Annotated in this window: 18 protein-coding genes; 6 read left to right on the forward strand and 12 right to left on the reverse strand. The window is 57.7% G+C overall.

Annotated features, from left to right (window positions below; genetic code table 11):
* Window positions 1–50: 50 nt before the first annotated feature.
* Window positions 51–656, forward strand: coding sequence for a GTP-binding protein (locus DESPR_RS08300; RefSeq protein WP_015724356.1), 606 nt, complete (start codon window positions 51–53; stop codon window positions 654–656).
* 36 nt (window positions 657–692) lie between these two features.
* Window positions 693–3629, forward strand: a complete 2937-nt coding sequence (locus DESPR_RS08305; RefSeq protein WP_015724357.1) for a hypothetical protein — start codon at window positions 693–695, stop codon at window positions 3627–3629.
* Window positions 3630–3685: 56 nt separating this feature from the next.
* On the opposite strand, the gene DESPR_RS08310 is transcribed toward DESPR_RS08305, so the two are convergent.
* The 8 genes from DESPR_RS08310 to argJ form a co-directional block, all read right to left on the reverse strand.
* A complete protein-coding gene (locus DESPR_RS08310; RefSeq protein WP_015724358.1) occupies window positions 3686–4720 on the reverse strand; it encodes an ABC transporter permease in 1035 nt (344 codons plus the stop codon).
* Between the two features lie 2 nt (window positions 4721–4722).
* The gene (locus tag DESPR_RS08315) at window positions 4723–5769 is read right to left on the reverse strand and encodes a microcin C ABC transporter permease YejB (RefSeq protein WP_015724359.1); all 1047 of its coding nucleotides are present in this window, start codon (window positions 5767–5769) and stop codon (window positions 4723–4725) included.
* A 62-nt stretch (window positions 5770–5831) separates the two neighbouring features.
* Window positions 5832–6284 (reverse strand): hypothetical protein, encoded by a 453-nt coding sequence (locus tag DESPR_RS08320; RefSeq protein WP_015724360.1) that lies wholly within the window; start codon window positions 6282–6284, stop codon window positions 5832–5834.
* Between the two features lie 147 nt (window positions 6285–6431).
* Window positions 6432–7691, reverse strand: a complete 1260-nt coding sequence (locus tag DESPR_RS08325) for a valine--pyruvate transaminase (RefSeq protein ID WP_015724361.1) — start codon at window positions 7689–7691, stop codon at window positions 6432–6434.
* A 460-nt stretch (window positions 7692–8151) separates the two neighbouring features.
* Window positions 8152–8676, reverse strand: a complete 525-nt coding sequence (locus DESPR_RS08330) for a SixA phosphatase family protein (RefSeq protein ID WP_015724363.1) — start codon at window positions 8674–8676, stop codon at window positions 8152–8154.
* A complete protein-coding gene (locus DESPR_RS08335) occupies window positions 8648–9391 on the reverse strand; it encodes a ParA family protein (RefSeq protein WP_015724364.1) in 744 nt (247 codons plus the stop codon). The genes DESPR_RS08330 and DESPR_RS08335 overlap by 29 nt, the downstream gene beginning before the upstream one ends.
* A complete protein-coding gene (locus DESPR_RS08340) occupies window positions 9388–10941 on the reverse strand; it encodes a CHAD domain-containing protein (protein WP_015724365.1) in 1554 nt (517 codons plus the stop codon). Before DESPR_RS08340 ends, DESPR_RS08335 begins: the two co-directional genes overlap by 4 nt.
* Window positions 10942–10953: 12 nt before the next feature.
* The gene (gene argJ / locus DESPR_RS08345; RefSeq protein ID WP_015724366.1) at window positions 10954–12138 is read right to left on the reverse strand and encodes a bifunctional glutamate N-acetyltransferase/amino-acid acetyltransferase ArgJ; all 1185 of its coding nucleotides are present in this window, start codon (window positions 12136–12138) and stop codon (window positions 10954–10956) included.
* Between the two features lie 106 nt (window positions 12139–12244).
* On the opposite strand from argJ, the gene cls reads away from it, so the two are divergent.
* From cls to DESPR_RS08365, 4 genes are all read left to right on the forward strand, one after another.
* A complete protein-coding gene (cls, locus tag DESPR_RS08350; protein ID WP_245529497.1) occupies window positions 12245–13852 on the forward strand; it encodes a cardiolipin synthase in 1608 nt (535 codons plus the stop codon).
* A gap of 45 nt (window positions 13853–13897) precedes the next feature.
* Window positions 13898–14617: a metallophosphoesterase family protein gene (locus DESPR_RS08355; protein WP_015724368.1), complete on the forward strand. Its 720-nt coding sequence runs from the start codon at window positions 13898–13900 to the stop codon at window positions 14615–14617.
* A 164-nt stretch (window positions 14618–14781) separates the two neighbouring features.
* A complete protein-coding gene (locus DESPR_RS08360; protein ID WP_015724369.1) occupies window positions 14782–15288 on the forward strand; it encodes a C-GCAxxG-C-C family protein in 507 nt (168 codons plus the stop codon).
* Window positions 15289–15366: 78 nt separating this feature from the next.
* Complete coding sequence (locus DESPR_RS08365; protein WP_015724370.1) at window positions 15367–16227, forward strand: hypothetical protein; 861 nt, start codon at window positions 15367–15369, stop codon at window positions 16225–16227.
* A gap of 43 nt (window positions 16228–16270) precedes the next feature.
* On the opposite strand, the gene DESPR_RS08370 is transcribed toward DESPR_RS08365, so the two are convergent.
* The 4 genes from DESPR_RS08370 to DESPR_RS08385 all read right to left on the reverse strand — a co-directional run bounded on the left by DESPR_RS08370 (window position 16271) and on the right by DESPR_RS08385 (window position 18650).
* Entirely contained in the window at window positions 16271–16726 is a 456-nt protein-coding gene (locus DESPR_RS08370) for a flavodoxin family protein (protein ID WP_015724371.1), read from the reverse strand.
* Window positions 16727–16928: 202 nt separating this feature from the next.
* Window positions 16929–17246, reverse strand: coding sequence for a DUF190 domain-containing protein (locus DESPR_RS08375; RefSeq protein WP_015724372.1), 318 nt, complete (start codon window positions 17244–17246; stop codon window positions 16929–16931).
* A gap of 15 nt (window positions 17247–17261) precedes the next feature.
* Complete coding sequence (crcB, locus tag DESPR_RS08380) at window positions 17262–17642, reverse strand: fluoride efflux transporter CrcB (protein ID WP_015724373.1); 381 nt, start codon at window positions 17640–17642, stop codon at window positions 17262–17264.
* A gap of 9 nt (window positions 17643–17651) precedes the next feature.
* On the reverse strand, window positions 17652–18650 hold the full coding sequence (locus DESPR_RS08385; protein WP_015724374.1) for a GGGtGRT protein: 999 nt from the start codon (window positions 18648–18650) through the stop codon (window positions 17652–17654).
* Window positions 18651–18656: the final 6 nt, after the last annotated feature.

Here is an 18656-nt window from a genome sequence, read left to right on the forward strand (position 1 = left end):
TGTATTTCAATTGTGCGTGTGTGATCAGCGTAAGGCCGTAGGAGAATGTGGTGAGTTTCATTAATCTCAGAGAAAAAATCGTTCAGGTCAAGATTGTCTACTATGGACCGGGTCGCGGGGGAAAAACAACCAACCTTGAATACATCAACCGGAAATTCTCCAAGCAGATTCAGTCTGAAATGGTCAGTCTGAAAACTCATGGCGACCGAACCCTGTTTTTTGATTTCCTGCCGTTCAACATGGGGCAGATAAAAGGCTATGAATTGAAAATACAGCTCTATACGGTCCCTGGACAGGTCAAATACAATGCAACGAGAAAATTGGTGCTCAAAGGAGTTGACGGTATTGTATTCGTTGCCGACGCCCAAGAGCAGATGCGGGAAAAAAACATTCGGTCCCTTAATCAATTGCATGAAAATCTCATGAGCTACAAGGAATCCATTTTCAAGATTCCACTGGTGCTTCAGTACAACAAAGTCGATCTGCGCAATCAGGGGATTCCGATTCTGCCCACCGCCGTGCTGGACAAGGATTTGAACAGCAAGTTGAAGGTGCCCACCTTTGAGGCCAGCGCGCTTACAGGGTACAACGTTCCGGAAACGTTAAAAAAAATCATCTCATCCACGGTTCTTTCCATCCAAAAGAAACTGATGTAGCAACCGTGATCAGGGAGTTAACAGCAGAGCCTGCATATGAAAAAATCGCAGCAACCCACCATCACCGCAACCGATGATTTTGAGGATTTGACGCTTTTTGCCAACGAATCCTTCGACACCCAAGACGTTGACCTCTTTGAGTTCACCAGTGAAGAGTCGTCACCTTTAACCCGATTGAAATCCATCATTCTTTCGCTCGACTGGGAAATCAATGACGAAATTTTGCAGGAATTGGCCGATGAATTGGATAACTTGCAGTCCATGTGGCAGGGAGATAAAGTCGCGGAAGTTTATTTGCAGGGACTGAGCAAGATAGGAAGTTACATTCGTACCAAAGGAGCCTATGCGCATCCCAATTCCATCAAATTACTCCTCACTTTTTTCTATAATTTCGAGAAAATTATCTCTTCCGAACAGATAACCGGCGAACAAATCACCCAGTTGCTCAAGGGCGATATTCGCAAATTTAAAATCCTTCAGTATCAAATCAATCAAAGTGAAGACTCTTCGATTCCGCCCGTCGAAAGCACCTTTGAACCGAGTCCGCCCACGCCGGACATAACTGCTCCTTCCACCGAACCGAGTTCGGCAAAACAGCTGAAAGCCGCCATATTGAGCCTCGATTGGGAGGTGACGAACGACAGCCTTGCCCAGTTTCACACAACACTCGCCAGTTGTCATCAACTGATGGCCGACAACAAGCCGGCGCTCGTCTTACTCCAAGGGTTACAGGCATTGGGCGATTATATCGCCGAAGAGCGCGCGGACGCACACCCCGAAGCCTTCACCCTGCTGCATTCGTTCAATGAAGGCCTGGAGCAGGTGACCAGAACAGACGGCCAGCGTCTTGATCAGGCCAGCATTCAAGATCTTCTTGTTGACCGGGTCAATCGCCTGAACACGTTGAAGATGCTGATCACCGCACCGGTCGCTCCCCCGGTCGACGAGCATTTCATCGATGAAGTTGTCGAGGAAATCAGCACCGCCGCTCATCAAGACGAGACGGCTTCCGAGCGCCCATCGTTGACCGTGGAAGCGTCTCCCGTTGATGCTCTGTCGCAGGAGGCATTGACGATCGACCGCGATCTCCAGCTGCCGGGAGACGCGTCTGCGACCGATGATCTTGAGGCGGAAATCGATACGCTGTTTGCCCTCAACGCCACTCCGGCAATGGAAACGGCTGATCTGCAATATCCCGATGAAATCCTGCCGCCGGAGGCCATTCATCCTGTCGACGATGAGCTGGCAGACGATTTCATCGAGGCCCACCTCAGCGCCAATCGTGGTCTGATGCCGGCCTTGTCCGACATCGACGGGCAGTCCGAGTATCCCCAGGAGAGGAGCGTGGGCGATTTGCCAATGGAAAGCGATCTCGCCGAACAACTGGATGTTCTCTTTGCCGAAACCGACGGCCAGGAATACGCTGAACCGGCTTCAAGCTCCGTACCTTTGGAAGACGGGGTCGCGGCCAGCGAGTTCAACGAGAACGAACCAATTGCCGCCCTTGCCGATATCGACATCGACGAACAAGCCCCCTTTGGCACCGCATTGCCGACAGAGGACCTCTTTGTCCTGGAAGCCGAGGAGAGTGATCACGATCAGCAGAGTCTCGACATCGAGGGCACACTGGACAAGTTCTTTGCCGAAGGAGAGGAAGAGCCTCAACTGTCGATGATAGCGGATACCGTTGACGAAGAGTTCGGCCAGCCCCTCGCTTTCGAGGAGGAAGGCGGCCTGCACGCCGCCTTGACCGACATCCCAGCAAGGCAGGGGGCGGAACAGGAGGAACCTGTCCTGTCCTTCGAATTCGCGCCAGCCGACGAAATATCGTTCGATGAGCACCAGCCGATCGTGGCCCTTGCCGATGCTGAACCGCCTCCCGATCAGTTTGCCTTGGAAGCCTCGGGAGGTGAAGACGATCAAAACTCGTTAGACCTGCAAAACAAGCTGGACAGTTTCTTTGCCGATGTGGCCGAAGAGCCCGCCGAGACGGTGGCGGAGGAACCAGATGGGGAAGCAATCGAACAACTGACCCTTGCCGATCAGGAAATCAGCCCGTCCGCCTTGGCCGACATTCCGGAAGAACTCGGCTTCGAGGAAGAAGAAACGCCTCTAGAGGTGGTGCCAATCGCTGAAATTGAAGAAAAACTCGATTTCTTCTTTGGCACGGAGGCAGAGGAACCGGACGTCGAGGGGGAAACGTCTCTTGATGCAGCCCTTGCATCGATGGCCGAAACTGCGCCGGCGATTACCCCGGCGTTGCAAGAGATCGTCTCCTCGGCAGTTCCCGAGGAGGAAGAAGACGCCCTGGCCGCGATCGCGAACGTTGATCTGCCGGAAACCGAACTCGAAGAGGCCCTTGATTTGTTCTTTGATGCGGAGCAAGAGGAAACAAAGAAAGAGCTCGAACCACTGGCGGCCGACGAATTGACCGAGGCCCTTGAGGCGGCAACCCTTGGCGATGGGGTGATCGGCACGCTGGACGACGACAAGCAGATGCATCTGGCCGCGCTGGGGGCCTTGTTGCCCCTGGTGGTCCGCACGCCCTCCCGTGAAAAAATGGCTGAAGCCGCTGAGATGATCGCCACCCTTCATCAAGCGGGGCTGTCCAGTGAACAGACTGCCCTGCTCCGCTTGCTGGAATCGGTGGTCTCCATGCTGATGCGTCTTCCCGCCCACGACAACGCGGCAACCGAAAAGCTGGTCAATTATCTTTATGAACAGCTGCTTCGCCCTTCGTGTCCTCCCGACGTTCTGCCGAACGCGATCAACCGCTTTACCGGCTGGTTGCAGCAGGCAAGCAGTCTCATGCCGCTTGTTCCAGCGGTCACTGCCAGCGACGAGGGAAGCAAGGAACAGGAACCGTCATTCACCTACACCGCCAAGGATCTGTATTTCGAACTTGCGGCGTTACGAGGGCAAATCAAGGAAGAGTTTGCCAACGTGCGGCATGCCTTGAAGCATCACCATTGACGACGTTCAAGCCGTTGCCTGAAAAAGGGAGCCGGAATCATCTCCGGTTCCCTTTTTTATTTTCGGGGATCAAAGGTTTCCCGCAGGGCCTCGCCGATAAAGATCAGCAGCACCAAGGTGCCGACCAGCACCACAAAGGTCGAAAGCGACAACCACCACGCATCGATATTGGCCTTGCCCTGGGCAAGCAATTCGCCGAGACTGGGCGTTGACGGCGGCACGCCAAGACCGAGAAAATCGAGGCTGGTCAGGGCGAGGATGGCACCGGACATGCGAAAGGGCAGGAAGGTGATCACCGGGGTCATGCTGTTGGGCAGAAGATGACGGTTCATGATGGTGAAATTACCCACGCCCAAGGCCTTGGCCGCCTTGACATATTCCATGGACCGCCCCTTGAGGAACTCGGCGCGGACATAGTCCGACAACCCCATCCAGCCGAACATCGAGAGCAAGATCAGCAGCAGGAGCAGCGACGGCTTGAAGATCGAGGCAAAGATGATCAGCAGATAGAGTTCGGGCATGGAACCCCACAGCTCGATGAAGCGCTGGAAGAAGAGGTCGATCCGACCTCCGAAATATCCCTGCAGGGCACCAGCGGCGATGCCGAGCAGGGTGCCGACCGCGGTGAGCGCCGCACCAAACAGGATGCTTAGGCGAAATCCGTAGATCAACCGGGCGAGAACATCCCGGCCGCGATCGTCGGTGCCAAGAAAATTGTCCCGGCTTGGCGGTGCCGGAACCGGTCGATCCAGATCACGATTGATCGAATTGAAACTGTGCGGGTTGGGAGGAAAGACGACGATGCTGCCCGCCGTGTGCAGCTGTTCGCGGATATAGGGGTCGCGGTAATCGGTTTCGGTTTCGAAGTCGCCGCCAAAGACTGTTTCCGGATATTGCTGCCACAAAGGGAAATAGTGCTGTCCCTGATACTGGACATAGAGGGGCTTGTCATTGCTGAGTACCTCGGCAAACAGGCTGAGGCCGAATAAAAGGGTGAACAGCACCAGCGAATAAAAGCCGCGCCGATTGGCTCTGAACCGTCGCCAACGCCTGTGGACCAGACTGTTCGTCTTGTATTGGTGGGTGCGCATGCCTACTGCCTGCCCTCAAAGCTGATACGCGGATCGACCAGCACATAGGAAAGATCGGACAGCAGGCGGGACACCAGGCCGATGATGGTGAAAAAATAGAGGGTGCCGAGCACCACCGGATAATCGCGGTTCATGACCGATTCGTAGGCCAACAGTCCCATGCCGTCCAGGGAAAAGATGGTTTCGATCAGCAGGCTGCCGGTGAAAAAGGCGGTGATGAAGCTGCCGGGAAAACCGGTGATGATGGGGATGATGGCGTTGCGGAACACATGCTTGTACAGCACCTGCCGCTCTTCCAGTCCCTTGGCCCTGGCCGTGATCACGTATTGCTTGCGGATCTCCTCGAGAAAGGAATTCTTGGTCAGCAGGGTCATCACCGCCAGGCTGCCGACGGTTGAGGCGATGATCGGCAGAACCATGTGCCAGAGATAGTCGAGCACCTTGCCGGCCAGGCTGAGTTCCCGCCAGTGGTCGGAAACCAGGCCGCGCAGGGGGAAGATGTTCCAGAAGCTGCCGCCGCCGAAGAGCACGATCAGCACGATGCCCAGCACAAAGCCGGGAATGGCGTAGCCGATCAGGATGGCGGAACTGGTCACAATGTCGAACGTGGAGCCGTCGCGCACCGCCTTGGCGATACCCAGCGGAATGCACACCGAATAGACAATGAAAAAGCTCCACAGCCCCAGCGACATGGACACAGGCAGCTTAGAGATCACCAGCTGGGCCACACTCATGTGGTGATAGTAGGAGTGACCGAAATCAAAGACCAGGTAGCGCCCCATCATATCAACAAACCGCTGCATGGGCGGCTTGTCGAATCCATAGAGCTTTTTCAGCTGCTCGATCCGTTCCTGATCCAGCCCCTTGTTGCCCTGATAGAGACCGGCGGCGGCCGCCGCTTCATGGCCCGTGCCGACACCGCTCAACTGGGCCATCATCCGCTCAACCGGTCCGCCGGGCACGAATTGGGTGACGATAAAGGTGATGAGCATCACGCCAACCAGCGTTGGCACCATCAGCAGCAGTCTTTTGAGGATATAGACGGTCATTGATCAGGATTGTTGTTCAGGGCGGTGAGCCAGGCAAAAAGGGGCATGGTAACACGTGCGGATCAGGAAATTCTAATGCCGCCGATGAAATCGTGGTCGTCCTTTTCCATCACGCCCCTTCGCTGCCGTTCCGGCCCGCCACGGAGAGACTGCCGCTCTTCAACCTGTACCTGGTCGGCGACCGCCGGTGTGCGCACGGGCATGGCCGGTCGGGGTTCCCTGCTGATCGGCGGGGCGATGGGCGGCAGCACCGGTTCGCTCGGACGTGGTGGTTCCACCGCTGCCCGTTCCTTGGGCTCCCGTTCCCTGATCTTGCTGGTGACAGCCTCTTCCTGGGCCGGTCGTTTCAGAAAAGCCAGCAAGCCGTCCTGGAGCAGCGACACGTTCACCAGTTCCCAGGATTGACGCCCCATCTGGTTGAGGGTCTTTTCCATTTCCTCGTCGTCGACATATCGGTCACCCAACAATCCATCCTTGGTGAACTCAAACAGTATGGTCCGGTATTGCCACAACATCTTTTCCTCTCCTTGCCTTATCGTGTTCTCTGGAGCTTCAACGCGTCGCATCCGACCTTGGATGCGTGCTGTTCTTCGCATCCTTGGAAAGCCGCGTCCCGAAGACGCATCGTCCGGGTGGATAATCAGCGAATGTTAAGCCGTTTTTTATGCGTGTTTGTTCGAGAAAATACTCCGGACCTCGTCGGCGATGATCCCGATGCCCCGCAGTACGTCCTTATCGTCTTGCGCGTAGGTTATCCGCAAACACTCGCGGGCATGTTGCCACCCAGGCGTCAGACCAGGGAAAAAATAATCACCGGCCACCACCACGACCCCGCGCGCCTTCAAGCGTTCGTACAGTTGCCGGCAGGACACGGGCAGGTCGGGAAACCACAACCAAAGGAACATGGCGCCTTCGGGCACATGGACCTTGTAGGGAAAGCCGCTAAAGGTTTCTTCGATGCGGGCCAGGGCCCGTTCCATTTTGTCCTGATAAAACGGCCGGATCACCTCACGGCTCAGGCGCATGATTTCGCCGGATTCGACCAGTTCGGTGGTCAACATGGCTCCGAGACTGCCAGTGGCCAGGTTGACCACGGCATTCATCCCGGAAAGCAACCGGATCAACTCCTGGTCGGCAATGACAATCCCGGTGCGCGCGGCCGGCAGACCGAACTTGGACAGCGACATGCACAGGACCAGATGCTTGCCCCACACCGGCGCGGCCTCGGTGTAGATCATTCCTGGAAACGGCAGACCATAGGCGTTGTCGATGATCAGGGGGAGGTCGTGGGCCTGGGCGAGGCGCGATAAACCGGCGATCTCTTCGGCGGTGAGCACGTTGCCGGTGGGATTGGTCGGCCGGGAGACGCAGATGGCGGCAATTTCCTCGGTGAGGTCGATCCGGTCGAAATTGACCCGGTATTTGAAGAAATGATCGCCAATCAGCTCGATCCTGGGCCGGACCGAGGTGAAAAAATCTTCGCTCAGGCCGAGATCGGCATAGCCGATGTATTCGGGGGCCAGGGGGAGCAGGATTTTTCGGTTGCCGCCTTGCGTGGTCTTGCCGGCCAGGAGATTGAACAGGAGGAAAAAGGCGCCCTGGCTGCCGTTGGTCAGACAGATGTTGTCCTCGTCGATTTTCCACCCATATTCGCGCCGCAGCAACGCCGCCAAAGCCCGACGAAACGAACCATCCCCCCTCGGCGGATCGTAGACGCCGATCAGCTTGCGCAATGCCTGGTCATCCTCGACCAGCATCCGCAATCGTTCGCGCATCAATTCCTGTATTTGCGGGATGTGCCCTGGATTGCCCCCGCCCATCATGATCTTGCCGCCTTCGGCCAGGGCATTGCCCAAATCATCCATCAGCGACAGGATTCCGGCTCCCTTGGTCAGTTTTTCGCCGAATGCCGATACTTTCATGGGGTGGACTCCGAACCGATGAAAAAACGTTGTGCCAAACCGTGGGCGAAAACGCCTTCAGACATTCCGCCAAAGACCGGGGAAGAGCACATGAACCCGTGAAGCGGAAAAAGGTACCGCTCGAAAAACAACAATTTTACCAGCTTCACGGGAAAAATCCAACCGGATGTAGCGTGCTGCGGGGCAAATGCATGGAACGATGCGGCACACTGGCGGAACGTGGCGCACCTTAGGGAGAAGGGCGGGGCCGATAGAACTGGCACGGCAGGCCAGAGGTGGCCAGTACCACCTGGGTTGGCATCTCCTTGCTTTTAAATCCGTAGGCCCGGCACCCTCGGGGTTGGCGGGGATCATAGGTGACAAAAAAATTTCGGCATTTTAGGCAGTTGGGCGCTTGGTTCGGTTTGTGCTTGTCCATGGTCAACCGTTGGAGAGGCGTTGGTCCGACACTCAACCCTGCTCAGCCATGGTTTTTCGGATAATCAAAAAACAGGAGAGTGCCTGCGCCCGCCGTCAATTCCCGCCAGGAAGCGAGGGCGAACTCCAGGGCCACGATACCGCTGGTGGGGATGTTGTCGATCGCCAACCCCCCAAGCATATTAGCCAACGCCGTGCTCTCCGGGTTATGACCGACCAGCAGCAAGGTGTGGACCGCAGTGGCCGCCGTGTGCACCAGGCCGAGCAGTTGCGGCACCGTGGCCGTGTATTGGATCGGGTTGTATTGCAGGCGGGCAAGGGGATAGCCCAATTGGGTCGCATAGTGGACTGCGGTGGCCTTGGCCCGCGCTGCCGGGCTGGCCATGATCAGATCCGGCCGAATACCGCGTCGCAGCAGCCGTCTGCCCATTTCCGGCGCGTCTCGCTGGCCGCGCTTGTTGAGCGGGCGGTCGAAATCACCCAGCGTCGCATCATGCCAGCTTGATTTGGCATGGCGGCAAATCAGCAGCAGTCGCTGTTCAACGGGGGAGGTGTTCACGGATCTCATGCCACAACCGTTGATAGGAGAGGGCGGCGGTCGAACCGGGCAGGGCGGCGGCCACCGGCTGCCGGTACACCCCCATCCGCTCAATATCCGCAGAGTAAGGGATGGTGCTCTGTAGAACCCCGGGCCGTTCCCGAAGAGAGTGCATCAGCTCGGCATGCATCTTTTTCCGTTTCTCGACCATGGAAAAAAAGAAGCGTATCTTGTCGTGCCCGTGGCCTATTTCGTCAAGGAAGGCAAATAGCTGGTCCAGGGACAGCAACGAAAGGGTGGTGGGAATCACCGGCACCAGGATGACATCGGCGGCGTAGAAAATGTTCTCCGACAACAGGGTCAGATTGGGCGGACAATCGAGAATGATCCGCTCGTACTCCTCCTCCAGCGGTTGCAGCACCTTGCTCAGCCGTTTCTGCGACTTTTTGCATTCGTCCAGGGCAATGTCGATGTTGCGGTAGGAAAAGTCGGCAGGCAGCATGTCAAGGCCTGGATAATCGGTGCCGCGGATATTTTCCTCAATGTGCCTCCCCCCCTTGAGCAGCTTTTTCGTGCTGAATTTTTCCGGCGAGCGGATGCGGAAATAAAAGGAAGCCGATCCCTGCGGATCCATGTCGAGCAACAGGGTTTTGCCGTGCTCCCGGGATGCCAGGTAGGCAAGGTTGACCGAGGTGGCGGTTTTCCCTACTCCGCCCTTGATGTGGTACACCGCCAGAACGCTCATGCGGATGCCTCGTGTTTGCGGAAGAGGTCGTGGACCAAGGTGGTCGTTTCCTGATCGATAAACAGGTCGAAGGCCTCGGCGAAATGGTCGCGCAATTCCCGCTGCTCCAGAAAGAGGCTCTGCATCAGGCCGCCAAGAGCCGCCGCCTGGGCGAGGTCACGACGCGATCCGGCGCCCATCTTTTCCAGGGTTTGGCGGAGCATGTCCTGCTGCACCGAGAGATCGTTGAAATCGCCCAAAATATCCTGCAATTTCTTCAGATGCCGAACCACCACCTGAATATCCTCCCGTGGATAGAGAGAGCTGAAAAATTCGATCGCGTAACGCAGTTTCTTGCATTCGATGCGCAGGCGATGCACTTCGCTGTCCGGGGTGGCGGCATTCAGGGCTTGACCATCGCGCAGTACCCGTTTGTAGCGGCGGAAAATGATCCGGCTGGCCAGCTCCTTGACCGGCGTTTCCGCCAAGGGGGCCGGCTGTCGGTCGGGGCGGTGCAGGCAACGATGCCAGGCGGTCAGGATCGCCCGGTTTTTTTTCGCCCGCAGGGCACGAGCCAGCTTGGTCTGTTCCACCTGGCGCTGAAGGGTCAGATCGGCGAAGAAGGCGCTCAACCCCGGTTGCAGGGCCGGCGGCAACCGATTTAAATAATTTGTTTGGTTGAGCAGGTAAACGTCGAGATCGCGGGTCGGTCCGGTCAGGCCGCCCAGCAAGCCGAAATCCCTCTTGAAGCGTTCGGTCACCGGCTCGGGCAAGACCTTTTTCACCAGGCTGAGACCGGAGCGAGTGCGGCGGATGGCCACCCGCAGATCGTGGAGGAACTCGCTGTCCCAATCGTTCACCACACCAGGGAGGTTACGGGTGATCGTGTCGAGCAACGCCTGATAGATCCGGGTCATGGCCTGGCGGGCGGTAGAGTCCGGATCGAGTTCCAAGGAAAATTTCGAGGTATAATCCAGCGGCTGGCGGCCAATGACGCGGCAAGCCTCCACGAAACCGATGAGGGGCGAAGCGATCTGGAGCACTCCGTTATCCTCCAGGATACGACGGGTACGAGCCAATTCCTGGGTGTAGCCGCGCACGGGGAACAACCGCACCAGCCGGAACGCCGTGTCCAGCCCTTCCGGTTGCTGACGCTCGACCACCAATCGGGCCACGGTTTTGTCATCCTGGTTGAGCAGCCGGAACTGACGGCCGCTCAGAGACACCGTTGCCAAAGGCAGCAGGCAACGGATGCCGAGTATCGGTTCCAGCATTTCCCGCAGTTGGCCAGGGGGAAAATCCTGGGCGAAACAGGGTGACTTCAGCTCCGGCCCTCCTTGTTGCAGGGTAATGGCGCAACTGTCGCCATGGTACAGGGTCCAGCAGGAACCGTGGCTGTGCAGCAAATAGCCTTGCTGATAGAGCCGCCAGTCAAAGGAATCGGCATAGACAACCCTGGCCGCGTATTCGGGCGCGCTCGCGCAGCGGAACTCCCGCGCCAGGGCAGATAGCAGCGTGTCAAGCTGCAGCGCGTCGGGGAGTGACCAGGTATCCGTGCCGAGCTGTTCCATGGCTCACATGCCTCAACTCCGGTAATCGGCGTTGATCTTCACGTAATCATAGGAAAAATCGCAGGTATACATTTCGGCCTCGCCCTCGCCCTCGCTCAAGTCGATCGTGACCGTGAACTGACGCTGCTTGAGAACCGCGGTGGCAGCTGCCTCGGCCTCGGCTCCGGTGTACAGGCCGTTTTCCACCAGCCGAACCGCGTCGAAGCTGATAGCCACCCGATGCTGATCAAAGTGGCATTGGGACCGACCCAGGGCGGCGATGATCCGTCCCCAGTTGGCATCCTCGCCGAAAAAGGCGGTCTTGACCAGCGGCGAGTTGGCGATGGTGCGGGCCGCATCGAGCGCCTCCTGATCGGTGCGCGCGCCGGTCACCCTGATGGTCACCATTTTGGTCGCTCCTTCGCCGTCGGCCACGATTTTCAGCGCCAAGTCCTTGAAAACCCCGCTCAAGGCCTCGCCAAACAGGCGGGCCTCGGGCCGATCAGGATCATCGATCAGGGCGTTGCCAGCCTCGCCGTTGGCCATGACCAGGACCATGTCGTTGGTCGAGGTGTCGCCATCGACGGTGATCCGATTGAAGCTCCGTTCCACCCCGGATTTGACCAGCCGGTCGAGCAGCGGATAGGCGATGTGCGCATCGGTGACCACAAAGCAAAGCATGGTGGCCATATTGGGCATGATCATCCCTGAACCCTTGGCCACGCCGAGAATCGACACCTCGGCATCGTCGAACAGCACCGTGGCGGTGGCCACCTTGGGTACCAGATCGGTGGTCATGATGGCGCGGGCAAGCTCTTCAAAGCCGTCTTCGGACAGTTGCGCCACCAACTGCGGCATGGCCTGGGCAAAAGGTTCGGTCCGCAACTGCTGGCCGATCACCCCGGTCGAGGCTACCTGCACCAGCGATTCGTCGATTCCCAGTTCGCGCGCGGCCAAAGCACTGGTGGCTTGAGCCAGATCGAGCCCTTCCTGGCCGGTGCAGGCGTTGGCATTGCCGCTGTTCACCAGCACCGCCTGGGCGCGGCCCGAACGCAAACGTTCCATGTCGAGCAGGAGAGGCGCGGCCTTGACCCTGCTGGTGGTGAAGGTGCCGGCGGTGACCGCCGGGGTCCGAGAAAAAATCATCCCAAGATCAAGCCGGCCGGCGTACCGGATTCCGGCGGCGACCGCAGCTGCGGAAAATCCTTTTACCTGCATGAAACATCCTGTTTTCTATTGAAGTTATCGGCAAGACGCCAAAGGCCACTCTACCAGATACCCCATAAAAGAAAAGAGTGAACAACCGGACGCCGCGCATTTTTCCTTGACCATCCATCGGCTTTCATGCAACGTTACCAACCGGTTGCCACGGTCCGTCCTGGTAGCCGTCGCGCACACAACAGACCATGATACTGCCCTCGTTTCCCTCAACATCCTCGGCACCCGCCGGGCCATTCCTTCTCGCGGCATGACGGATGCGGTTGCCTGGGGATTGACCTCCTCGCTCTTTTTGACCGATCTCGCCATCCGCGTCGGCTTCTCGCTGCGGGTGATCATGCGCAAGCGAGCCCCCAGCGTTTCCTTTGCCTGGCTGGCGGTCATTCTCCTCATCCCCTTCGGCGGCGCCGTCACCTACCTGTTGTTTGGCGAGAACCGGCTCGGTGAACGGCGGGCCAGTCGCCTGCTCAAGGATCGGCAGGTCGTGCGCGAGTGGTCCAGCGCCCTGCGGGAGCGGCCGACAATCGACTGGACCGGAATCAATCCGGAATGTTTGCCCCTGGACCGGCAGATCCTGGCCACCACCGGCATTCCGACCATGCCCGGCAACCAGCTGGAACTGATCGACACCGCCGGCTGTTTTTTCTCCCAACTGATCGACGATATCCATCAGGCCCGCTTCTCCTGCTTGCTGGAGTTTTACATCCTCCAACCGGGAGGCTGGGTGGATGCGCTGATCGAGGCGCTGCTGGCCGCGCGACAACGCGGCGTCACTTGCCGGCTGCTGCTCGACAGTATTGGTTCCAAACCTTTTCTCCGCAGTGCGCAACTGGCTCGTCTGCGCGACGGCGGAGTCGAGGTGGCCGAGGCCCTGCCCGCCGGATTGATCCGAGCCCTGTTTGTCCGCATTGACCTGCGCAATCACCGCAAGATCGCGGTGATCGACGGCGAAATCGCCTACACCGGCAGTCAGAATCTGGTCGATCCCCGTTTCTTCAAACAAAACGACGGGGTTGGCGAATGGGTGGACGCCATGGTCCGGATCACCGGCCCGGTAGCGGAACTGCTGACGGCGGCCTTTATGTTTGATTGGCTGCTCGAGCGCCGGCAATGCCTGAGCGAATACAGCGGAACCGCCGATATCCGCCCGGTTGAGCCGAGCGGACAGGCCCTGGTGCAACTGGCGCCTTCCGGGCCGGGATATGGCGAGGACACCATCCACAATCTGCTGCTCACCACCCTGTATGCGGCGCGGCGGGAGATCATTCTCACCACCCCCTATTTCGTGCCGGACAATGCCATTTTGGCGGCGCTCAAATCGGCGGCGCAGCGGGGCGTTGCCGTGACCATCATTGTTCCGGCAAAAAATGACTCCCGCCTGGTGCAGTACGCCAGTCGGGCCCGCTACGATGCCCTGAGCCGGGCCGGCGTGCGAATCATGGCCTTTTCCGGCGGTCTGCTGCACACCAAGACCATCACCGTGGACGGCGATTTCTGCCTGTTTGGCTCGGTCAACCTCGACATGCGCAGTTTTTGGTTGAATTTTGAAATGACCCTGTTCATCTATGACAAGACATTCACCGCCAAGGTCCGCGCCTTGCAGCAGCAGTATCTTCGCGAGACCACCGAGCACGACGTCGAAATCTTTCAGGCCCGTTCCTTTGGCCAGCGATTGCTGGAAAACATCGCCCTGCTGGTGAGCCCGCTGCTCTGATCCGGCCAATCAATCCATTTTCCCCCAATCGAGCCCTTTCTGCTTATGAAAATCTTGCTGATCAGTGATATCCATGGCAATTATCCGGCTCTCGAGGCGGTTGCTCGGGCAGCGACGCCGCTGGCCTGCGACCATGTGCTCAACTGCGGCGATTCGCTTGTCTATGCCCCCTTTGCCAATGAAACCCTGGATTGGCTGCGCCGCCATCAAGTGTTTACCATCCGTGGCAATACCGACGATCGGGTGATCAAGCTGCTCAAGGGAAAGCAGTTCAAAAAGCCGTCCAAGGCCGAAAAACGGATCATGTACACCAGCACCGCGGCGGTGCTCTCCCCCGAGAACCAGACCTTTTTGCTGGAACTGAAAAAAAAGAAACTGCTGCGTCTCGGCCAAACCTTTATCGGCCTGTTTCACGGCAGCCCCGACGATCATGAGGAATTTCTCGGTGCCGACACGCCGGAAAAGCGCTTCAAGGAACTGGCCAAGGAAACCAACTGCGAGGTGGTCGTGACCGGCCATTCCCATTCCCCCTATCATCGCTACGTGAACGGGGTGCATTTCATCAATCCGGGTTCGGTGGGACGAATGTTTGACGGCTGTCCCGATGCCTCCTACGCCATTCTCGAGCTGGCCCATGGCCGGATATCGGTCCGCCATCATCGCTGTCCCTACGATGTCGAGGCCGTGGCCAAGGCTCTCCGCGACCACCAGTTGCCGCCCATCTACGAGGAGATGTTTCGCACCGGCCGCAAACTCGGTCTGTAGCCTCGCACCCGTTGCGTGCCAAAACCGGCGTTCGGCGTATTCGGGAGACTCTCGCCCTCATGTGGGGGCAAGGATGAAAAACGCGGTGCGCACCCACGGGGAATCGGGTACATTCAACGCGTTGTTACCGTTCCTTTCTCAATTCTATCTATGCGGAGGACTCGATGCGGCCGGATGAAATGCGGGAAAAAGCGATTGACCTGTTCTTGAAGCGAATGCACTGCAGCCAGGTGCTGGCCATGGTCGGCCAGGAAAAACTGGGGTTGAACGACCCCTCGGTGATCAAGGCACTCGGAGCCTTTGGCGGCGGTATCGGCGGCACGGGCAACATCTGCGGCGCGCTGGTGGGCGCGGCCAGTGTGATTGGCAGCCTGTACAGCCGGAGCAACCTTGAGGAAAAGGAAAATCCCCGGATGTGGAATGCCACCAAGCTGGTGATGAAACATTTCGAGGAACTGACCGCCCAGCACGGCGGCATCAACTGCTGTCAGATCGCCCGGGTCAATTGGATGGATCGGGATCAGGTCAAGGACTTCTATGGCAACCCTGAGAGCCGCAGGCGGCATTGCATCGAGGTTGTTGGCGAGACCGCCAGAGCCCTGGGCGAACTTCTCGATCAGGAAGCCGAACGCATGGCCGCGAAAGAAGCCGAAAAAAACGAAGCCAAATAACCCGGGCGCACCGCTGCGCTTGACCGAGGCAGTCTAAACCAGACTGCCTTTTTTCATTGATCGCTGTTGGAGAATGCCATGGAGATGTTCAATTTTTCCGCCGACGAAATACGCCGACTCAACCGGGCATTGAGCTTTGTCGGCAAACGAGAGGCGCCGCTCGATCAGGTGGCGGCCCGTACCCTGATCGTCAAGACCGAGAATTTTAGCGACGAATGCGAACAGCTCGCTCCCTACTATGCCCCCCTTGGCCTGGAAAACCGGAGCGCCCGGTTGGTGTTCGCGCCCAAGGAAGGGCAGCATAAGATTCTGCTCAACAAGGAGACGGTGGCTGGCCTTTCCTACATCCACTCCCTGGTGACCGAAATGGTCCACCTGGGCAACCTCAGCCGGTATGCCGCCGATCACGGCAACGTTTACCGCCTGGAACCGTCGCAGGCCATTGCCGATTACTACTACGAGTTTCTGCTGTGGACCAAATTTCAGGCCATGAAAATCGCCACCCGCTGCCATGCGCTGGTCTGCTGGCACGAGGTCAACGGCGAGACGCCGCCTGCAGATGGTCGATACCAGTTTGCCCAGGTCGATTTTCCCCGTGACGCGCTCAAGGCCGGCTTGCGGCAATTGGCCGACGCCGGCGATATCGCCACCTGGCGCGAAGGGTTCTGGGATGCGCTTGAGGAATTGTCCCTCTACTTCGGCCGACTGGCCTTTTACCAGCTCACCGCCCAGCCCGAAAAGGTGGACGAACGATTCCCGGCCCCGGCCATCGAGGCAACCCTGGGGCTGGAGAACTGTCTGGCCCTCTACGCTTGTCTGCATCGGGCGCGGGAGTATAAGTCCTGGCTTGAGGAGAGACGCAACCTTCGCGCCGCCATTGTCGCCATGGAGGGACGAGGAAAACAGCGGTTTCAGGAAGAAGGGGAACCGATTCCTTGACTTGACAGGGCAAACGCGCCGGAATTGCCTGCTGCCAGACCATTCAGAAAATGCCCAGGGCAACTCCTGCCGCCAGGGTGTGGCCGAGCTCTTCAATTGCCAAAAAATCGGCCTCGGTGGGACGGCCGGCGATCCTGATGTGTTCCAGCGCTTTTCTCCATTTGTAGCCCGCAACGATTCGCTCGATCTGACTGATGGCTCCCCGGCCGTCATTGCCCGCGCAGACAAAGAGGACAAACGGCAAGCCAATGGTTTGATCCTGAGCGGCTTGAAAGGTGCGGTCAAAAAAATCCTTGATCATCCCGGCCATGGTCCCAAAATATTCCGGAGACCCGATGGCGATGGCATCGCACCGCAACAAGTCGTCGAGGGTGGCGTCTTGCGCCCGTTTCAGACTGACGACAACCTCCTCTTCCCGAGCCGCCCCCCGCGCGAAACGATGGGCCATGCCATCCATGGTCCCGCCCTGGGAGTGGTAGAGCACCAAAATGGTTTTCATGATCTTCCCCCGGCCCTGTTGTCAGACTGTTCCCGAACCGGTTTGTTCTCCATCCTGTCAGACAGTGATTGTTCGGCGACCGCCGAACCCGCTAGAGGGGTATGAAGTCCAACGGAACGAAAACGTACGCTAAGAATTCAATGGAGATGTTTCGATATCTAAAATCAGCAATTGAATCGAGAAACTGACTCTATCCTGCTAGTTATAGGTCTCCTGTCATGCCAAATTCAATTGCCGTTTTAACAAAAAAAACGTTCACGTCTTCCTCCTTGATCCGTGCAAACAACCGTTCGGCATCCGCCTCGCTTACCGCCATGGTTACTTGCAGGGGTTGATCCGTCAGCTCAAAAAAATGCACAGAGCGTAATTTTCGATCATGGCCGTACCCCTCGGCAGCCTGGGTCAACGTTGCGCCGCCAATTCCTATTGATCTAGCCTCCTCCACTAACCATTTCGCTACCGGTCGGCCTTTATGATTTCGATCCTGTTGCGTAAAAAATGTCAGTTGATATCCAAGCATATTTGCCTCGTTCTTTCAGCTTCTGAAGGCTGCAATCGTTGCCATACCCAAAATGGTCATGGAGAGCGACCCTATGACATGTATTGAAATCGCGATTCCGGCCCAAAGGAAACGCCCTTGTTGCAACAAGGTGGTTACTTCGGCGGAAAAGGTGGAAAACGTGGTCAGTCCACCAAGAAAACCGGTAATAACCATCAAGCGCCATTCCGGAGACAACTGGGGCACTGCCGCAAAGACCGCCAAGGCCACCCCGATCAAATAGCCGCCAAGTAAATTGGCGGCTAGGGTACCTGGCGGAACAAAGGGAAAAATAGTGTTCAGAGTGCGACCAAGCAGCCACCGCAACACCGCTCCAACTGAGGCGCCTACACTGATTGCAAGTATTGAGTTGAGCATAATATTTTTTTACGAACAGGCTCCAGCGATAGCAACCGCAACCGCAACAGATGCGCCCACCATGGGATTGTTGCCCATGCCAAGGAAGCCCATCATTTCAACATGAGCTGGAACTGAGGATGACCCGGCAAATTGCGCATCGGAATGCATTCTGCCCATAGTATCGGTCATTCCGTAGGAAGCCGGTCCGGCGGCCATGTTGTCGGGGTGCAGGGTGCGGCCGGTGCCGCCGCCAGAAGCCACGGAGAAATACTTCTTGCCCTGTTCAAGACATTCTTTCTTGTACGTCCCGGCCACTGGATGCTGAAAGCGGGTCGGATTGGTCGAATTACCGGTGATGGACACATCCACCCCTTCAAAGTGGTTGATGGCAACCCCTTCACGAACATCATCAGCGCCAAAGCAGCGCACCTTGCCTCGCTCGCCTGTGGAATAGGCAAGCTCGCGGACAACGCTCAGGGTGTCAGCGGCGTAATCGAACTGGGTCTGCACATAGGTGAAGCCGTTGATCCGGGAGATGATCTGGGCCGCATCCTTACCCAAACCATTGAGGATCACCCGCAGCGGTTCAGTGCGAGCCTTGTTGGCCGAACGGGCCAAACCGATCGCGCCCTCGGCGGCGGCAAAAGATTCATGACCAGCGAGGAAGGCAAAACATTTGGTTTCTTCGGAAAGGAGCATGGAGGCCAGATTGCCATGGCCGATGCCCACCTTGCGATCCTCGGCCACCGAGCCGGGGATACAGAAGGCCTGCAAACCCTCGCCCAGGGTGCGGGCTATATCCACCGCCTTGCTTTCCCCTTTTTTGAGGGCAATGGCCGCGCCTAGGGTGTAAGCCCAACAGGCGTTGTCGAAACAGATTGGCTGGATGTTTTTGACGATGGCTGGAACATCGACCCCTATGGCCACGCTCATGGCTTTGGCCTCCTCCAGCGAGGCAATACCCCATTGAGCTAGCACCGTGTTGATCTTCTCAATTCTGCGTTCATATCCTTCAAAAAAAACCATGATCCG

It is taken from the genome of Desulfobulbus propionicus DSM 2032, assembly GCF_000186885.1.
Lineage (GTDB): Bacteria > Desulfobacterota > Desulfobulbia > Desulfobulbales > Desulfobulbaceae > Desulfobulbus > Desulfobulbus propionicus.

Coding starts and splice junctions, on each gene's coding strand:
- DESPR_RS08310 (WP_015724358.1), bottom strand. CDS start 4,720: ATGCGCACCCACCAATACAAGACGAACAGTCTGGTCCACAGGCGTTGG.
- DESPR_RS08355 (WP_015724368.1), top strand. CDS start 13,898: ATGAAAATCTTGCTGATCAGTGATATCCATGGCAATTATCCGGCTCTC.
- DESPR_RS08360 (WP_015724369.1), top strand. CDS start 14,782: ATGCGGCCGGATGAAATGCGGGAAAAAGCGATTGACCTGTTCTTGAAG.
- DESPR_RS08305 (WP_015724357.1), top strand. CDS start 693: ATGAAAAAATCGCAGCAACCCACCATCACCGCAACCGATGATTTTGAG.
- argJ (WP_015724366.1), bottom strand. CDS start 12,138: ATGCAGGTAAAAGGATTTTCCGCAGCTGCGGTCGCCGCCGGAATCCGG.
- DESPR_RS08320 (WP_015724360.1), bottom strand. CDS start 6,284: ATGTTGTGGCAATACCGGACCATACTGTTTGAGTTCACCAAGGATGGA.
- DESPR_RS08330 (WP_015724363.1), bottom strand. CDS start 8,676: ATGAGATCCGTGAACACCTCCCCCGTTGAACAGCGACTGCTGCTGATT.
- DESPR_RS08335 (WP_015724364.1), bottom strand. CDS start 9,391: ATGAGCGTTCTGGCGGTGTACCACATCAAGGGCGGAGTAGGGAAAACC.
- crcB (WP_015724373.1), bottom strand. CDS start 17,642: ATGCTCAACTCAATACTTGCAATCAGTGTAGGCGCCTCAGTTGGAGCG.
- DESPR_RS08370 (WP_015724371.1), bottom strand. CDS start 16,726: ATGAAAACCATTTTGGTGCTCTACCACTCCCAGGGCGGGACCATGGAT.
- DESPR_RS08325 (WP_015724361.1), bottom strand. CDS start 7,691: ATGAAAGTATCGGCATTCGGCGAAAAACTGACCAAGGGAGCCGGAATC.
- DESPR_RS08315 (WP_015724359.1), bottom strand. CDS start 5,769: ATGACCGTCTATATCCTCAAAAGACTGCTGCTGATGGTGCCAACGCTG.
- DESPR_RS08385 (WP_015724374.1), bottom strand. CDS start 18,650: ATGGTTTTTTTTGAAGGATATGAACGCAGAATTGAGAAGATCAACACG.
- DESPR_RS08375 (WP_015724372.1), bottom strand. CDS start 17,246: ATGCTTGGATATCAACTGACATTTTTTACGCAACAGGATCGAAATCAT.
- DESPR_RS08340 (WP_015724365.1), bottom strand. CDS start 10,941: ATGGAACAGCTCGGCACGGATACCTGGTCACTCCCCGACGCGCTGCAG.
- DESPR_RS08365 (WP_015724370.1), top strand. CDS start 15,367: ATGGAGATGTTCAATTTTTCCGCCGACGAAATACGCCGACTCAACCGG.